17 protein-coding genes are annotated in these 16,462 nt (G+C 51.4%); 8 read left to right on the top strand and 9 right to left on the bottom strand.

All coding sequences use genetic code 11. The features are described from left to right. Positions 1–332: 332 nt before the first annotated feature. The 5 genes from AAEZ09_RS25120 to AAEZ09_RS25140 form a co-directional block, all read right to left on the bottom strand. The gene (locus tag AAEZ09_RS25120; RefSeq protein WP_350601209.1) at positions 333–1,751 is read right to left on the bottom strand and encodes a lipopolysaccharide biosynthesis protein; all 1,419 of its coding nucleotides are present in this window, start codon (positions 1,749–1,751) and stop codon (positions 333–335) included. Then, positions 1,748–2,878, bottom strand: coding sequence for a dTDP-4-amino-4,6-dideoxygalactose transaminase (rffA, locus tag AAEZ09_RS25125; protein ID WP_350601211.1), 1,131 nt, complete (start codon positions 2,876–2,878; stop codon positions 1,748–1,750). Before rffA ends, AAEZ09_RS25120 begins: the two co-directional genes overlap by 4 nt. Then, positions 2,865–3,437 (bottom strand): acyltransferase, encoded by a 573-nt coding sequence (locus AAEZ09_RS25130; RefSeq protein ID WP_350601213.1) that lies wholly within the window; start codon positions 3,435–3,437, stop codon positions 2,865–2,867. The genes rffA and AAEZ09_RS25130 overlap by 14 nt, the downstream gene beginning before the upstream one ends. Before the next feature lie 3 nt (positions 3,438–3,440). Beyond that, complete coding sequence (locus AAEZ09_RS25135; RefSeq protein WP_350601214.1) at positions 3,441–4,508, bottom strand: TDP-N-acetylfucosamine:lipid II N-acetylfucosaminyltransferase; 1,068 nt, start codon at positions 4,506–4,508, stop codon at positions 3,441–3,443. 377 nt (positions 4,509–4,885) lie between these two features. Then, positions 4,886–5,110 (bottom strand): hypothetical protein, encoded by a 225-nt coding sequence (locus AAEZ09_RS25140; protein WP_350601215.1) that lies wholly within the window; start codon positions 5,108–5,110, stop codon positions 4,886–4,888. Between the two features lie 876 nt (positions 5,111–5,986). On the opposite strand from AAEZ09_RS25140, the gene AAEZ09_RS25145 reads away from it, so the two are divergent. The 6 genes from AAEZ09_RS25145 (at position 5,987) to AAEZ09_RS25170 (ending at position 11,397) form a co-directional block, all read left to right on the top strand. Next, positions 5,987–6,280, top strand: a complete 294-nt coding sequence (locus AAEZ09_RS25145) for a hypothetical protein (RefSeq protein WP_350601216.1) — start codon at positions 5,987–5,989, stop codon at positions 6,278–6,280. A gap of 90 nt (positions 6,281–6,370) precedes the next feature. After that, positions 6,371–7,474, top strand: a complete 1,104-nt coding sequence (locus AAEZ09_RS25150) for a polysaccharide biosynthesis/export family protein (protein ID WP_350601217.1) — start codon at positions 6,371–6,373, stop codon at positions 7,472–7,474. Between the two features lie 14 nt (positions 7,475–7,488). Then, entirely contained in the window at positions 7,489–8,148 is a 660-nt protein-coding gene (locus AAEZ09_RS25155; RefSeq protein ID WP_350601218.1) for a YjbF family lipoprotein, read from the top strand. Positions 8,149–8,186: 38 nt separating this feature from the next. Further along, complete coding sequence (locus tag AAEZ09_RS25160; RefSeq protein WP_350601219.1) at positions 8,187–8,918, top strand: capsule biosynthesis GfcC family protein; 732 nt, start codon at positions 8,187–8,189, stop codon at positions 8,916–8,918. Continuing rightward, positions 8,915–11,014, top strand: coding sequence for a YjbH domain-containing protein (locus tag AAEZ09_RS25165; protein ID WP_350601220.1), 2,100 nt, complete (start codon positions 8,915–8,917; stop codon positions 11,012–11,014). Before AAEZ09_RS25160 ends, AAEZ09_RS25165 begins: the two co-directional genes overlap by 4 nt. Then, positions 11,011–11,397: a VanZ family protein gene (locus tag AAEZ09_RS25170; protein WP_350601221.1), complete on the top strand. Its 387-nt coding sequence runs from the start codon at positions 11,011–11,013 to the stop codon at positions 11,395–11,397. The genes AAEZ09_RS25165 and AAEZ09_RS25170 overlap by 4 nt, the downstream gene beginning before the upstream one ends. 80 nt (positions 11,398–11,477) lie before the next feature. Here AAEZ09_RS25170 and AAEZ09_RS25175 read toward each other — a convergent pair whose 3' ends face one another. Next, positions 11,478–12,416, bottom strand: a complete 939-nt coding sequence (locus tag AAEZ09_RS25175) for an NAD-dependent epimerase/dehydratase family protein (protein WP_350601222.1) — start codon at positions 12,414–12,416, stop codon at positions 11,478–11,480. A 599-nt stretch (positions 12,417–13,015) separates the two neighbouring features. On the opposite strand from AAEZ09_RS25175, the gene AAEZ09_RS25180 reads away from it, so the two are divergent. Together AAEZ09_RS25180 and AAEZ09_RS25185 are read left to right on the top strand one after the other, a co-directional pair. After that, positions 13,016–13,351, top strand: coding sequence for a hypothetical protein (locus AAEZ09_RS25180; RefSeq protein WP_350601223.1), 336 nt, complete (start codon positions 13,016–13,018; stop codon positions 13,349–13,351). Between the two features lie 620 nt (positions 13,352–13,971). Further along, complete coding sequence (locus AAEZ09_RS25185; RefSeq protein ID WP_194690466.1) at positions 13,972–14,307, top strand: hypothetical protein; 336 nt, start codon at positions 13,972–13,974, stop codon at positions 14,305–14,307. 216 nt (positions 14,308–14,523) lie between these two features. Here the strand turns inward: AAEZ09_RS25185 and AAEZ09_RS25190 are convergent, their stop codons facing one another. The 3 genes from AAEZ09_RS25190 to AAEZ09_RS25200 all read right to left on the bottom strand — a co-directional run bounded on the left by AAEZ09_RS25190 (position 14,524) and on the right by AAEZ09_RS25200 (position 16,388). Beyond that, positions 14,524–15,111 carry a hypothetical protein gene (locus AAEZ09_RS25190; protein WP_045062883.1) on the bottom strand — a complete coding sequence of 196 codons (588 nt, stop codon included), beginning with the start codon at positions 15,109–15,111 and terminating at the stop codon, positions 14,524–14,526. Between the two features lie 16 nt (positions 15,112–15,127). Then, the gene (locus tag AAEZ09_RS25195; RefSeq protein WP_350601224.1) at positions 15,128–15,739 is read right to left on the bottom strand and encodes a hypothetical protein; all 612 of its coding nucleotides are present in this window, start codon (positions 15,737–15,739) and stop codon (positions 15,128–15,130) included. Between the two features lie 256 nt (positions 15,740–15,995). Continuing rightward, a complete protein-coding gene (locus AAEZ09_RS25200) occupies positions 15,996–16,388 on the bottom strand; it encodes a DUF2846 domain-containing protein (protein ID WP_205896113.1) in 393 nt (130 codons plus the stop codon). Positions 16,389–16,462 lie beyond the last annotated feature (74 nt).

Consider the following 16,462-nt stretch of genomic DNA (forward strand, 5'->3'; position numbering starts at 1 on the left):
GTTTCATCGGGGCTCAACCGTTCTGTTCGTGTGAGGTGCGTATTTCACCAGATCGGGAAGTCTTTTTCAGAGTTTCCTTAGGGGTGAGTAAAAACATAACGAATTACTTGGGCAAAGACATGCCCATCATGCGAAAATTTCCGGCTCATAGAAGTTACGATGTACTTCGCTGATCGTCATGGCCTTTAGCGGGGGATTAATCGGGTGTGTCAACGGTTGACAGCAGGCTCCCGCCCAAGGCCATATGAGGTCCGACAATTCAATTCAATAGATGCGTTGCACACACTTTATGAAACCATCCGTTTTTATTTTGATTCCTGACCTTACTTGGTTCAATTCGACCATTTTGGAAAGCTTTGTATTTTTAACTTTAAAATACGCAGTGAACTCTTAAAAAGAAAGAGACCCGTGGCTCCCATTAAAGTCCACGCCAAAATTATTGCTACCTTATGATCTTCCCCGAATATTGACATCGCCGCTGAAATCAGCAGACAGGCAAACGTAGTACCGTACAACTTTAACCGTGGTATTTTGCGCCATACAAGACAGGAAAATTCTGTACGACAAACAAAAAATATCCAGAATGAAAACGCTGTTGAAACTGCTGCACCTGCTGCACCATATGTAGGAGTTAGCAGGTAGTTTCCAGTGAAATTTACTGAGGCACCAATCAGGGCTGCCGTCATGGCGTAGCCACTTCTTCGAGTTATGCCAAGACCAACCACAGTTGTTTCGGACAAAGTATAGAATAATGGATAGGACATACAAGCAACTAGAATATATTGAACGCCCCCATATGTAACTGGAAGCAGATAAGTTACGAGCCAAGAGAACAGTCCTGCAAGAACAAATATAAATATAACTGCCGCTAAGATGTGCTCGGTGACCTGATCAATTTTTTTAACGTTGATACCTTCAGCTGCCCATTTGTACACAGTCGGAGCCCAGACGGTTGAAAAAACACTTTGGAAAATGGTAGCCGCCGCTGCGAAACTAGATGCTATTGAATAGATTCCGAGCTGTTCGAAAGTAGACATATTACGCAAGAAAATTTTATCCATTGCAGTCAAGCCCCAGAAAGCAGCTCCGCCCATGATCAATGGCGTGCCGAAGCGCAGCATAGCTCTAAGCTTGGGTAAATTTGCTCTATGTTTGAACGCAGCCAACCACACCTTTCGTGTATTCCAAGCGTAAACCAATGTTACAGCTACGATCGATAGGGTATGGGCTATTATCAGGTGGACAATATCAAAACCGAACGAAAAAATAACATAGGTACAGATGACGGCGAGAAACAGGAGCTTGGGTAAAACTTGGCTCATGGAAAAAGCCAATCCGTTTTCCTGCATACGCAAAATCAACGAGAGGAAGCGGGAAATAAACGCGAACAGAATGCATATGGCTACTAGCAAGCTTATCAATACACTGTCTATGGAAAACAGCACTTTAGAAATAAAGTCAGGCACCACGAAGCAGAGAAGTAAACCCGCAGCAAGTAGTAATAAGCCGGGGAGCAAGGCAATTTTAAGTAACGCAGGCTTGTTATCTGCTTCATGGTATTCACGTACATAAGCCTGGTCCAAGCCCAGGCAGAATAGCAGAATACAAAAACTGGATATAACTTGGAGCATGGCTATTCTGCCGATGTCTTCGGCAGAATAGAACCAGGTGATGATCGGTAGCGTGATGAAGCCTAATGCCGCACCACCAATGGGGCCCACGGCAAAAGCAGCTATTTTTTTTGCGTTCAAGCGTAGAACTCGATTACAGATTGAATGACGTGGTTCGCTTCAGATTTCTCCATGCCATACCAGACCGGAAGTCTTATCAGACGCTCACTCTCTTGTGTAGTAAATCGATCTTCTCCGTGAAAACGACTAAACTGAAGCCCTGCTACAGCTGAGTGAAGTGGGACATAATGAAAAACAGCTAATATACCCTTATCCTTCAAATACCCTAAGATTGCAGTTCGCTCTTCAAGATCGCGAACTTTGATGTATAACATGTGCGCGTTGTGTACGCACCCTTTAGGTAATGTGGGTAATATTATTTTTTCCGCGGTGACCAACGGTTGAAGTGACTCATGGTAAAACGACCAAGTCTGTAGCCGATTTTGATTGATCTCTTCGGCTTTCTCCAATTGCCCCCAGAGAAATGCAGCTTGGATATCGCAGGGCAGATAGCTGCTACCCACATCAACCCAACTGTATTTGTCGACCATTCCACGGAAGAATTGACTGCGATTGGTCCCTTTTTCCCGAATGATTTCAGCGCGATTGATAAAGCGAGCATCGTTGATTATCAGTAGGCCACCTTCACCGCCACTAGTGTAGTTCTTGGTTTCATGAAAGCTGTAAGCTGCCATGTGACCAATACTTCCTAAGGGACGTTCTTTGTAGGTGGACATCATTCCTTGCGCGGCATCTTCAATGACGAATAATCGATGGCGATTTGCGATATCCATGATGGTGTCCATTTCGCAGGCGATGCCTGCATAATGGACGGGTACGATGGCTTTGGTTTTCGGGGTAATGGCTGCTTCGATCAGACGCTCATCGATATTCATGGTATCAGGGCGAACATCTACGAAGACGATCTTGGCACCGCGCAAGACAAATGCATTGGCTGTGCTGACAAAGGTGTAGCTAGGCATGATGATTTCATCGCCTGGCTGGACGTCAATCAGCAGTGCTGCCATCTCCAATGCCTGTGTACATGAAGGGGTCAGCAAGGCTTTAGGGCAGGAAAGTTTTTCTTCGAACCAAACTTGGCAACGCTTGCTGAAGTCACCATCCCCAGAAATTTTTTGGCTACGCATGGCAGCTAAAACGTATTGATCTTCATTACCAGTGTACGGCGGCTTATTAAATGGGATCATGACCTGTCTCTTCCAAAAATTGCTTTTCCAGCGTAAGGAGATCTTTTTTCCTCTCCTTGACTCTGCGAGCGGGATTCCCTACATAAATCCCCCATGGCAGCGTGCTTTTGCTAACCAGAGTCATTGCACCGACAGAGCATCCTTCTGCCAATGTGACACCGGGAAATACAATGGATCCCGCCCCGATAATTACATGCCTACCAAGATGGACTTTCTTCTTAATTTCTGATTTGTATTTCGCCGGAACTGTTGGGTTGGTAAGCGTTTTTCCAGTGTAGTCGTCGGACTGGGTGAAAACCTGCACTTTGTATGCTAGTCCTGAAAAGTCATCCATAAAAATACCTTGTTCTCCTCCAGCCACAAGGCAAAATGGAGCTATATGAACAAACTTACCTATGGTTACCTTACCGGATATCACGCAAAAATCATCGATTCTAGAGTTGTCGCCAACTTCAACTTCATCAATATTGTAAATGCTGGCTTTGTCGCTAATCTTGACGTTTTTTCCAAGCTTTTTGAAACCCATCAAAAACAGCTGATCTTCTCTATAGTAAGACAATTTTTACTCCTCGAAGATTTGTTTTAACTGACTGAGCAGTTTTCTTTCCGAAAAAATTTTCTTGATAGCAGATTTGTTTCGCTCTCTTATTGCCGAATCTATCGGTGTCAGCGATATATTCGCGACATCATATGCAGAGACGCCATTCTTCTCAAGCATTGCCCATGGCGTTACGTCGCTACGCAGATAAACTTTTTTACCTAAACCGAGCAACGTAATTGTATTTCCCATCGCTTGTTGGCGTTTGTGATTGAAAATAGCTATATCGATTTTTCCAAGAAACGCGAGATACTCATCGAAGGGCATAAAATCAATCATTGGTTTGAATTTTTGGCCAAACATCTTCGTACCCGCTTCAATTATTTCCTTAGCGTATTCTTGATCCCCATAAGACAGCGGGACGAAAAGCGTGATTTCTCGATCGCGAAATAGAAGTAGTTGCTCAAATATTTCGAGATGATTATTACTCGGGTCGGCTGAATTCCCGACTTGAATATTGACGCTGCTATGCGCTTCCTGGGGAACGGAGTATTCGCGATAAACATTGCTTAGATACATAATGCATTCGTGGTATTGCCCTCTTGCCCCATACCATTTTCGAGCAAACTCAACATCACCCTCTATATAAGTCACCAAGTGACCAATATGTTTGATAACAGGGCGACGAAAGAATTCTTTAACTCTCCAACGCCAAGTACGCACCGCCAATTGATAGCTGTAAAGATCAGCACCCCAAATAACCCAGTAACACTTTTTTAGCAGCCATGGCTGAGTGAAAAGCACTGCTATAATTTTTGTATCCGATAACCCATGCAGGATGATCTTGTCTGCGGAACAACATTTCTTTAAAAGATCAATGCAGGCGATCAGTTTACTTGGGTAGCTTCTTGCCAAGGTGATGTTATGACTATGCTCTAAAGCATGCTTCTTCTCATCTCCCGTAAGAAAAAAAGTATGTCTGTCACCGTCCACTTGCTGTGCGACAAATTTAATGAAAGGCGGAATGAATTTTTCCAATCCAGCGACATGAAGTATTTTTGAATTTGTCAATTCAGGAGTTTTTGCAGGCATTAGTGATATCCATTTTACTGAGCCCGTCATTTTTGGAAGGCAGTTCTTTACAGATGCGCCACTTTTAGGCCTTGGCGTTTTACGATTATTTCGACTAAATTGCTGGCACCTCGCGGAATTTCGCAGGTGCTTGGATCCAGCAAGAATTTTACCTTGATGCTTCCAAGTGAAGCAATAAGCCTTAAGAAAAAAGACTCGGAAAGGTCTGGAGTACCAACCGATTTTCGATGCCCAATTCGGTCGAGTTCCGAAAAACGTTGCCGTGGTCACATCTGAACTTTCCGGATCTCAACTCATCTCGTCATCCTGAACGACACCTTTCAAGACCGCCCCCCGCATTTCGCCCCCCCACCCGAGTATCGGCCATTTTCACATCATCACAGTTTCGAAAGGGCAAATGGCGTGCCTATGGAGCAGTGCTTTTCACCAGTCGATGATGAGCGCATTTTCGCAATTCGCGTTAGGAATGAGCCGCCAGCCAGATAGATCCGTAGATACGGCATTGCCGCATAATGCGTGAAGCCAAGGAAACTGAATTTTCCCGATTTCTTTCGCCACGTTTTTTGCGATTCTTCGACCGCATGTCCAAGCGCAGCAACCATGTTTTCTCTGGGGATAAAGCCACGTCGAACTGGAGGAGTCGAGCTCCCATGCCTCGGCAAAAACTCCATGCGTCTTCATGCCATTCAAATCCAAGCATACCGGCCCCTACCTACAGGCAATCATTCCACCTAGTGCGGTGTGCCCACCCCATTAGTTGCCCCACGACTCCATCATACAGTGCAGGTAGGTACTGGGTAGCAAAAGAGATACCGGTAAGGATTTGTGGTGCACCATGCTTCACCAACATAATTTCAGGACCTGCCGTCTCACTTAAATTAAGGGTCGCGATATGCCAGCCGCCTGTTTCTGCAGCACCTCTGCTGTTAGCGCCCGCTAAGGCGCACGAGTCACCGGGGAAGTTTTTGGGATAACGCGCCGTCGGAGCGCGTATTTTGGCTTGAGAACCTAATCGATACCGACCACGGACTACATAACGACCTAGAAACCCAAAGGGACATAAGCCACGCCACTTTTGATGAATCAGAACAACCCGATTCGGCCCATCAATTTAACCGCGGGCGGGTGCCAGCTCAGACTTAGAAAAAATTCAACTTGATTTCCGGTATTAGTTGATCACTACACCTTGCATCTTCCCGTGCCCGACCAATTCAATCCTGACGGCTACAGGCCCAAGCTGACCAGAGAACTGACTGTGCCTTTTATCGACCCTGGCCAATTTCGTGTTCGGAGCTAAATTCGAAGCTTGATTAAGCGGTGTGACCATCGTGCCACCCGGCCTGGCAGCAGCCAGAGCTGAATGAACTGCTATCTTAAAAAGGCCTGCACTAGCAGCTGAAGCTTGCAATACAGGCACTTACTGCAATACCCTCATCCCTAACACCCCCTCAGGGACAATCCTTTCAAGGAGTATGAACATGAAAAAGCTACTGGTCTTGGCCCTCTTCACCTCCATCAGCCTGCCTTTGATGGCTGCTGAAACTGCTCCTACGGCCACCGCTAAGGTGCCTGGAGCCACCTCCGACCTCAGCTTGTCAACTCCAATCGCCGGCGGCGTAACGGTCGGCACAGGTCTGGCCATCGGCGCCGGTGTTATCGCCGTAGGTGTCGCCGCGTCCAACAGCGGCGGCGGTGGTGGCAACGACGGAACTCCGGGGACAACCGGTGGTGGCACCTCGGGTACTACTGGTACTACTGGCACCGCTCGGTAACAGCTCCCAAGCTTCTTAAAGTTCGATACGCGAACCTCCCAGCCTGCTGGGAGGTTTTGTTTTGCCTATTCCCTTCGAGCAATTTCGACAATGAATCGCGCTCTTCCCCTAGCCATGCTGGCTGGCCTGACCCTGCAAGGCTGCATTTTTTCCCCTGGCCAGCACATGGACACAGGCAATTTGGTACGTGAAGGTTCACCCGAAAGCAGTCGGATCGAGCTGGTGCCAATTACACCGAAATTGGTGGCCGTCGAGGCAGCCGCTGACCAGTCGAATTCTGTCGCACCTGAGCTGCTTAGCTATCAGCCAGTAGAATATCGCATTGGTGCTGGTGATCTGATCTACGTCACAGTCTGGGACCACCCAGAGTTAACCGCTCCGTCAGGAGGGCAGCAACCGATTGAAGCTAACGGGCGCATGGTTCGTCCCGACGGCAGCCTCTTCTACCCATATGTCGGAACAATCGAAGCTTCGGGAAAAACCATCGAAGATTTACGTTCGACCATTGCTTCGCGTCTGGCCAAGGTGATCGCCGAGCCCCAGGTGGATCTCAGCATTGTGCGCTTCGCCAGCCAAAAAATTATTCTCTCCGGCGCTTTCCTCAAGACCGGCCAGCTTCCTATCACCAATACACCCTTAAGGTTATTAGACGCCGTTGGCCAGGGTTCGGTACTGCCCGAATCTGCTGATATTTCCGGTTTGGTGCTCAAGCGCGACGGTCGTGAGTACCACATTGATCTCGATGCTCTCAATCGCAAGAACTCGAACCTGCACAATATTTACTTGAAGGATGGCGACCAACTGCACCTGCCCTACAACGACCAGAAAAAGGTCTATGTGCTGGGTGAGGTTACCGCATCGCGGGCAATTAACTTCAAGGGCAGCAATATGAACCTCACCGATGCCTTGGGCACTGTTGGCGGTCTGCGCCAGGAAACCTCCAGTGGCAAAGAGGTGTACGTAATACGCGGGGTTGAGAATCTGACCGACGAACCGGTAAAGGTCTTTCAAATTGACCTCAAATCTCCCTCGGCGTTTGCCCTTTCACAGCATTTCAAACTACAGCCGCAGGATGTGGTCTATGTCGGCCCGGCCGATGTAACTCGCTGGAACCGCTTTATTAGTCAGGTATTCCCGTCGGCCAATCTGCTTCGTACAGGTGTGGGCATTCAGGATGACTTGGGCAACAATTAAGAATTGGAATTCTTGTGAAATTTCTGCGACTGGCCACCCTATCGATGGCCTCCTTGCTGGTGAGCGCCTGCAACCCGTTGATGTCCGCGTCCATGGATACACTCAAAGCCGCTTTTGAAGGTCCTGAGCCCCTGGAACTCACCCGCCAACAGGTGGAGGCAACTCCGTACTACCAAATCACCATCGCGGCACCTACGGGTGAAGCCGTTATGGCGTTGGTGCGTCAGCAGGATGGTGTTGGCTTTTGGATGGCCTCGACTCGCCAGATCCTGATGCTCGAAGACGGTCTTGCCATTCGCAGCGTTGGTTTCAACAACAACCTCGATGGTACCCACTTTGAGGGTGAATCGCCTTTCAAAGCCGGCTTGCATCGCGTTGCCGACGGCCTGCAGACCCGCCGCCAAGTCGACTTGGTAGGTGGTTATCGCATGGGTGTCACGCTAACCAGCCGCTTTCAGAAAAAAGGGCTGGAAACCGTGCACATCCTCGACCGCGAAGTGGCGCTATTGCGCGTTGACGAGGAGATCACCATGGAAGGTCTGGACTTCACCGCGCGGAACCAATACTGGGTCGACCCTGCCGACGGCTTCATCATGGCCAGCGTGCAACACCTGACTCCCGAATTGCCCCTACGCATTGTTCAAGTGCGCCCGAATAAGCCGGTAGTTCAATGATCCCTCGCTCCTCCTGGCTGCTTTGTTGCAGCCTGCTCATGACGTTTGCCGTAAATGCTGACTCGCTGGTCACCGTGCAGGGCGATGCCGCCAAACCTGGACGCTATTCATTCCAGGAAGGGACTCGCTTGCATGATGTTTTGTTGCCGGCCCAAGTTAATCCAAAAGCGTATCTGCTTGGTGCGGCGTGGTTGCATACGCCGTTACGCAATGCACAGAAGCGATTGAAGCTGGGCGTGCTCTTCGATCTCTCGACTGTTAAGAGCAACGCACTGCAGGATGATGAAACCCAGTTGGCGGCACTCGCTGAGCGTTTGATCGACAAGGTGCAAGCAATGCCGATTACTGGCCGTCGAGTAGCTCAACTTGATCCGATTCGGGTTGAACTGAACCGCGGGGACAATCCCTACCTGAGCAATGGCGATGTGCTGCTCTACCCTCCCCGTCCGAACACTGTGAGGGTAGTGGGCGCAGTAACTGGTGAATGCGAGCTGGCGCACCAGCCTTTGCAGCCGGCAATAAGCTATCTGAAAAACTGCCTGCGTGATCCTGGTGCGGACAGAGACTTGCTGTTTGTCATCCAGCCAGATGGTCGCGTTTTCCAAGAAGGTATAGCACTTTGGAACCAAACCAAGTCTGTACCGCCGGCGCCAGGGGCAAGAATTTACGTGCCCATACACAGCACCGCAAAGGGTGATCCGACACCAGATCTGAATACTGAAATGGCCGCTTTTATCGCCACCCAGCCACTGCTGGAGGTGAAGCCATGAAGTACCGCTTCATACCTTGTTTGCTGCTCGGATGTAGTGCGTCGGCGGTTGCGGAACCGCGCTATACGCAAAGTGACTTTGGTGGTGTGGGTTTGTTGCAGACACCGACCGCGCGCATGGCGCCGGCTGGTGAGCTGTCTTTCACCGCCAACCGTACCGATCCTTATAGCCGCTACAGCGTGTCCTTCCAGCCCTTTGATTGGTTGGAAGGATCATTCAGATATACGACAATCACCAACCGCACTTATGGTTCAGAATCCCTAAGTGGCGACCAAAGTGCTAAAGACAAGGGCATCGATATTAAGGTGCGGCTCCTTGAAGAAAGCCACTGGCTACCGCAAATCGCACTCGGCACGCGAGATGTTGGTGGTACAGGCTTGTTTTCTAGTGAGTACTTCGTAGGTAGCAAACGTTTCGGAAATTTAGACCTTTCCCTTGGGTTAGCTTGGGGATACCTAGGTAATCGCGGAGATATCGATAATCCTTTTGGCTTACTCGACAGCAAATTCGACGATAGGCCTGCGCCAGACGCCAACGTTTCGAATGCGGGTAGTCTTAACGGCAATACTTACTTCCGTGGCTCTCCCTCGTTCTTTGGTGGCCTTACTTACCAGACACCTTGGGACCCGCTGTCCCTAAAAGTTGAATACGAAGGTAACGACTACAAGAACGAGCCACTGAGTAACAACCAGGTCCAAGACTCCCCTATAAACCTTGGCTTCGTCTTCAAAGCCACCGATTCGGTAGACCTCCACGCAGCCTGGGAACGCGGCAATACCGCCATGTTCGGCATCACCCTGCACACCAACTTCGCCACCCGCAAAGCACCAACGAAGAGCTTCGATCCAAAACCCGAACCCGTGCCGGACGTCAAACCGACTACCGCGCCAACGGACGTTCAGTGGGCCGGCGTCGCCAAGCGTCTGCAGAACAACGCCGGCTACACCGTTTCGAAAATCACCCAGCGTGACTCAGAACTGATCGTCTACGGCGAACAAGGCCGCTACTTCCATACCCCGAAAGCCGTGGGCCGTGCTTCGCGCATCCTCGACAACAGCGTTAACGATCAGATCGACTGGTTCACCATGGTCGACACCCGTTACAGCTTGCCGGTCCAGGAAGTCAGCCTGCCCCGGGACACTTTCCGCGAAGTGGTCCAGGAAGATCGTCCGCTGGAAGACCTGCGCCGGGTAACCGAGCAGAACGTTCCGGTGCCGCATCAGGAGAAAACCCTGTACGCGAAAACGCCGGACAAGTTCACCTACGGCCTGGGCCTCGGGTACAAACAGAACGTCGGCGGTCCTGACGGATTCCTGCTGTACCAATTCAGTGCCGATTTGAGTGCCGAGTACCGGTTCCAGCCTGATCTGTGGTGGAGCGGCCTGTTGAGCGCGAACCTGATCAACAACTTCGACAAGTTCAAGTACGACGCACCCAGCGGCCTACCGCGAGTGCGTACCGACTTGCGTCAGTACATGACCACTTCGGAAGTGACGATGCCGACCTTCCAGTTGAACAAGGTCAAGCAGCTGGACGAAGACCTCTACGGCATGGTGTACGGCGGTTATCTGGAATCGATGTTCGCCGGCGTCGGCGGTGAAGCACTGTACCGTCCGATGGGCGAGCGCTGGGCAGTTGGTGTGGACATGAACTGGGTCAAGCAGCGTGATTTCGATCAGGGCTTGGGGCTGCGTGATTACAGCACCATCACCGGTAACGCTACGCTTTACTATCGGAGCTCGTTCCAGGACATTCTGGGCGCACTCAGCGTCGGGCGTTATTTGGCCAAAGACTACGGCGCTACTTTGGACTTGTCCCGCGAGTTCTCCAACGGCGTACGGTTCGGTGGTTGGGTAACGATCACCAACGCCACGAAAGAGGAATACGGTGAGGGTAGTTTCGGCAAGGGTATCTATTTCTCGATACCATTCGACGAATTGATGGCCAGCTCGACCACTCGCCGAGCTAACCTTGCGTGGACTCCACTGACTCGAGACGGTGGCGCTTCCCTGGGTCGCAGTTACTCGCTGTACTCCCTGACAGAGCGTCGCAACATCGATCTGTTCCACAACAACTTCTACAAGGTCACCGAATGAAGCAGCGGATTCTGCGTGTCCTGCCCAAACTGGCGTTCTTCGTGATCCTGCTGGTGCTGTGTTTCGCCGGCATGCGCGGCGAGCCGGTGCCGGAGATGTTCGAGAATCAGGACAAGCTGCATCACTGGGCCGGCTTCGCCTGCTTGACGGTGAGCGCCTACCTGGCGTTCCCCGGTACGAGGCTCGGCTGGCTGCTATTTTGGCCGTTGGTGGGTTCGATGTTGATCGAACTGGAGCAGAGCTTGATGCCGCTACGTACAGCGTCCTGGGGAGATATGGTGGCTAACGCTACTGGGGTTCTGTGCGGGATGGTGGTTGTTCTGGTTCTGCGGGGATATTTGAGTTCGCGACTCAAAAAACTTGAATCGGATCCTGCGGCATAGCGTCTATCGGCTTTATCGTCACATGTTTGGACAGTGTGGCCACGCTTGATCAACGTGGCCAGACTGTTATTCCCACCTGATCAGCAAGCATCTTTACCCAGCAATTTCGCCAGACCAACACTCATAGGTGTTGTCTCAGCCAACTTGAATTTTTTCAGCAGGCGATCATTGTTCGCACGTGAATGGCGAATATCTCCCGCACGTGCCGGGCTGTGGCTAACGGGTGGAATCTCACCTAAAACCTCTGCCAAAACTCCGAGCATCTGCGTCAACGAGGTGGCTTGGTTCATACCAACGTTGATTGCTCCATCCTCAACGTGTGGTGCTTCCAATGCCTGCACCAACAATCCCACCAAATCCTCTACATAGAAAAAATCACGGGTCTGTTCGCCGTCACCGAAAATAGTGATTGGCAAGCCTTTCTGTGCGCGCTCACTAAAGATACTGATCACGCCGGAGTACGGCGATGACGGATCCTGGCGGGGGCCGAAGATATTGAAGAACCTGAATATGACCGGCTCCAGTGCATGCTGGCGGCGGTAGAAGTCGAAGTAGTACTCGCTTGCCAGCTTGTCTGAGGCATAGGGCGTCAACGGCGCTTTAGGCGTGTCTTCGTCGATAGCAAAGCCTTCACCATTATTGCCGTACACGGCAGCGCTGGAGGCAAAAACCACCCGCTTCACGTTGGCCTGGCGCATGGCCTCACAAACGTTAAGCGTACCGACGAAATTACTCTGATGCGTGCGTACCGGATCGTCGACGGAAGCCTGCACCGAAGCCACAGCTGCAAGGTGGGCGACTGACTGACAATTGACCATCGCGCGCGCAACTACGTCGGCATCGGCAACGTCGCCTACGATCAACTCAACCTGTGGGTTGTCCAGCGGGAGGTTGCTGCGTTTACCAGTCGAGAGGTCGTCGAGAATTCTGACCGAGTAACCCTTGGCGAGTAAGACGTCAGTGAGATGGGAGCCGATGAAGCCAGCGCCGCCGGTGATCAGAATAGGTCCATTAGACATCTTTAAAATCCATTGAAAAGTTCGGGAGGAATGGTTACCTCGGCTCGAAGATTTGCCTTGCTGGTTTGCCATTGCTTAGGAATGGGCACAAGGCATGTGAGCGGTGGATATTGCGGTTTGGCAATGGGTGATTATCCCACAAGTAGGGGATCGCTTTCGAGGCGAGTTGGCGTCTAGTTTCTCCAACCGGTAACTAGTCCATTTCTGATTTCTTTCCTGACTCGCCTCTCTCACAGTCGCCAACGTCTTCGTGCGGTGATTCGGAATTTTCGTACAAAGATTCCGGAAATTTCCTTCAAGCTGTGTCGACCGGCATGAACTGGTGCGAATTGGGCTGATTGGATATCCTTTCGTTGCCACTGTGGATGCAGTGGTAGGGCGTAGGAACCCTTACATGCTCATGACGCATTAGCGCTGTCGTTTGATTGCGGCACTTAAATAGTGTCCGTAAGATCGTTCGCGGCGGCTGTGCGTGGGACACGCTTCGGCGTGACCGAGGTTTCATGAGCACTCGGTTTCCTACATCCTGCGCACGGCTGCCACCCTAGCCCGTAGGAAGGCTGTTGGCAGTTCATATTCATGCTCATGAGATTGAACAAATGAAAAAACTGACTCCGGATCCACCCTACAAAAAACCACCCCCCTATCCCGAAAACCGCTTCAAGCCGCTCACCAACAACTGCGACGACATGCCTACATTGTTCGTCGACACCCAAGCCCCACTAGATGTATTGATCGGCGCTGCCAAGTACCGAATCGAGGCCGTCACCCAGGTGCTCGAAAACCTGGCCCTGCGCGGCACGATCGAATGCCAGTCGTTCATCCTCAGTGACTTCGCCCTGCTCTGCGCTATTTCGTTGCGCGATGGCTGTGATGTGCTGGAGGTGGTTGAGCGTCGATTGCGCCCGCAACCTCAGGCTGTTTTGGTGGCTTGATTAACCTTGGTAGTTGAGGCGTCTCAAGAGGCGCCTTCGCGGGCAAGCCTCACTCCTGCCGACACCTATGAAGGGTTGGGGTGCATCGGGTCGCCCGCGAACTTTACCGTACGCCAAGCGCGATCATGACCCGCATGATTGATCAGTCCGAGCCGCTATCCGGGACTTACTGAATACTCATTGTTGTACCGTCGCTGTTCAGCGAATCCTCGAAGTGGACACTAGTCCTTTTCTGATTTCTTTCCTGACTCACCTCTCTCACAGTCGCGAACGCTTTCGTGCGGCGATTCGGAATTTTCGTACAAAAACTTCGGAAATTTCCTTCGAGCTGTGTCGACGTGCATGAACTGGTGCGCATTGGGCTGCTCGGATATTCTTTCGCTGCCACTGTGGATGCAGTGGCAGGGCGTAGGAACCCTTGGAGATTCACCGCGCGTCAGTCGTTTGATTGCGGCACATAACCTGTGTCCGTAAAATCGTTCGCGGCGGCTGTGCGCGGGACACGCTTCGGCGTGGCTGAGTTTGGTGAATCCTCAGTTTCCTACTCCCGCGTACGGCTGCCACCCAAGCCCGTAGGAAAGGCCGGTGGTAGTTCAAATGAATTCACCAAGGGCAAGAAAATGAGAGCACTTCACCCCGACCCACCGTACAAAAAACCACCCCCCTACCCCGAAAACCGCTTCAAGCCGCTCACCAGCAACTGCGACGACATGCCTACATTGTTCGTCGACACCCAAGCCCCACTCGATGTATTGATCGGCGCGGCCAAGTACCGAATCGAGGCCGTCACCCAGGTGCTAGAAAACCTGGCCATGCGCGGCACGATCGAGTGTGAGTCGTTCATCCTCAGTGACTTCGCCCTGCTCTGCGCCATTTCGTTGCGCGATGGCTGTGATGTGCTGGAGGTGGTTGAGCGTCGATTGCGACCGCAACCTCAGGCTGTTTTGGTGGCGTGATTAACCCGGGTAGTTGAGGCGTCTCGACTGACGCCTTCGCGGGCAAGCCTAATTCCAGCAGACACATGTGGGCTCGGGATGCATGGACTTGTCCGCGAACTCTCGTCGCGGGTCGCGCCCTGACCTTTGCCAGGAATTCAGACAACCTTTTCAGCCAGCCTGATACCAGAGCTGGTTCACGATGCTTAGCCAGGACGGCTTCGCAAGCAGCCTGCGCTACAGCAACTGACGCTGCACCGCTTCTTCCAGCGTGCTGCGGGCAAGCGTTTGCACCACTTCACGAGTGTCTTGCTGGAAAGGCAGGGCAACGATCAACACCAACTGCATCCAGGTACGCACCGACTCGCTTTTGCGAATGCGCCCAAGTTCTTTACCGTCCTTGTCCTTGAACACCGTTTCCAGGGTAAACGTGTTCTTCGCCGTACTGGGAATGATGAACATGGTCAAACCGGTCACAACGGCGGAGGCAACGCTGAACTGTTCATTGTTGTACAGAGTGGCTTCGGCGTAGATGTCAGAGTCAACCTTGTCGGTAGTCACCCGCGAAAAGCGCCCCGACTCTCGGAACGCATCAACAATTGCCGATTCCCACAGAGCAGCTGGTGCGCCGGCAACCGTCCGCCCCTCCCCGCCGTTGGCCTGATAAAACGCGGTGGTGCGCACGAACGTCGTCGGCTTTTGCTGTGCAGCATCTGCTGTGAGTGGCCAGGCCTGTAAGGGCGGCAGTTCATGCATCGAGTACGATGCGCAACCTGACATCAGAATGACTGACAGGATGAAGGCGTGTTTGATGTATCCAACCATGTGGTTCTCCTTTTAGTTACTGTTTTGCCAAGCGCGCAGTCGCGGTATCAAGCAGCTTTGAGATCAGTTCGCTCAACTGTTTGGCACCCATGGTAGGTGCCCAGTATTCCCGTCCGTAAATGCCGACATTGCGCTCGAATTTGATCTGCTTCTTGGAAGTCGCCAGCGTTTTTCCGTCCCGGTCAACGATCTGCAGATCACCCGCCAAGTCGAAGCTGTCTACGTCGATGGGCCCATTGACCCAGATCCACAGCGTCAGTGTCAGCAAGGCGCCGGGGAAATAGGCGGGATGCGGAGCTCGACGACCTTTGAGCGAAGTCATATTGAAGTTGAGCACCACATCGTTCTCACCTAAACGGGTGGGGTATTCGGTGATTTGCTTGAAGTAGCCGCCTTTATCCACATACTGCTTGATCTGCGTCGTTAGCGAACGGCTGATGGAGGTACGTGTAGCAGCGTCCATGTCCGGGACCGAGACCGTTACGTCGGCGAGTTGTGCAGTACGCGGGCTGGTAATGTTGGCGGGTTGTGTGGGCTCCCCGATTGGGCCGGTGACATTGTAAGAGACACAACCGCTCATTGTTAGAATGGTGATTATGGCTGTGAGTTTTGAGATACTTCTAAACATGGGTACTCCTACAACTTTACGAAATTTTCGCTAAACGATTTTATTCTTAATTAAAATAAGCCGAAGATAATTATCGATGGATTACGGACGCAACCGTAACTACAGCAACCTCAAGAGATATGAGTTTGGGGAACTGGGCAGCGCCGCCGAATTCTAGTTGGGTCAACCCTTCAGACCATCCAGGTGTTTTTTGACACCTGGATTAAAGTCCATCATTTCAGGAGTATTGCTGCACCTTTTTCACCGATTCAAACGGTTATTTACTCTCTTTTGCTATAGTACCAAGCGCAGCATCCTTCACCAGATAACGACCTTCAACATCGTTCAATACTTTCAGGCTGTTCCGTGCCATCACCACACCCACCTCCACTTCCTGCTTCAGATAAATGACTTCACCAGCCTTGGCAGTTACCGTAACTTCCGCCCAATTTTCAGCTTTGGAGCTGATCACGTGCGTTCCGGGCGTTACATAAAAGTAAATGTACTGGTTGCCTCGGTTGTAACCCATTTCCGAATCTGCTTCCTGGTCGTCAAGGAAGACATTGAAGCGTACCATCATCCCGGCATTGCTCGGCCGGACTACATAGACCAAGCCCTTGTCCGCAACAGGTGCTTTAGGTAAAGAGTACTGGGCTACTTCCGCTTGCATCGCCTCCATTGATGGGGCAGAAGCACAGCCGTAGAGCAGTGCGATCGATACAACAGCTGTAGTTTTTTAGATTA

Origin of the sequence: Pseudomonas sp. 65/3-MNA-CIBAN-0223 (assembly GCF_040310425.1) — a bacterium.
In the GTDB taxonomy this organism is placed as follows: domain Bacteria; phylum Pseudomonadota; class Gammaproteobacteria; order Pseudomonadales; family Pseudomonadaceae; genus Aquipseudomonas; species Aquipseudomonas gregormendelii.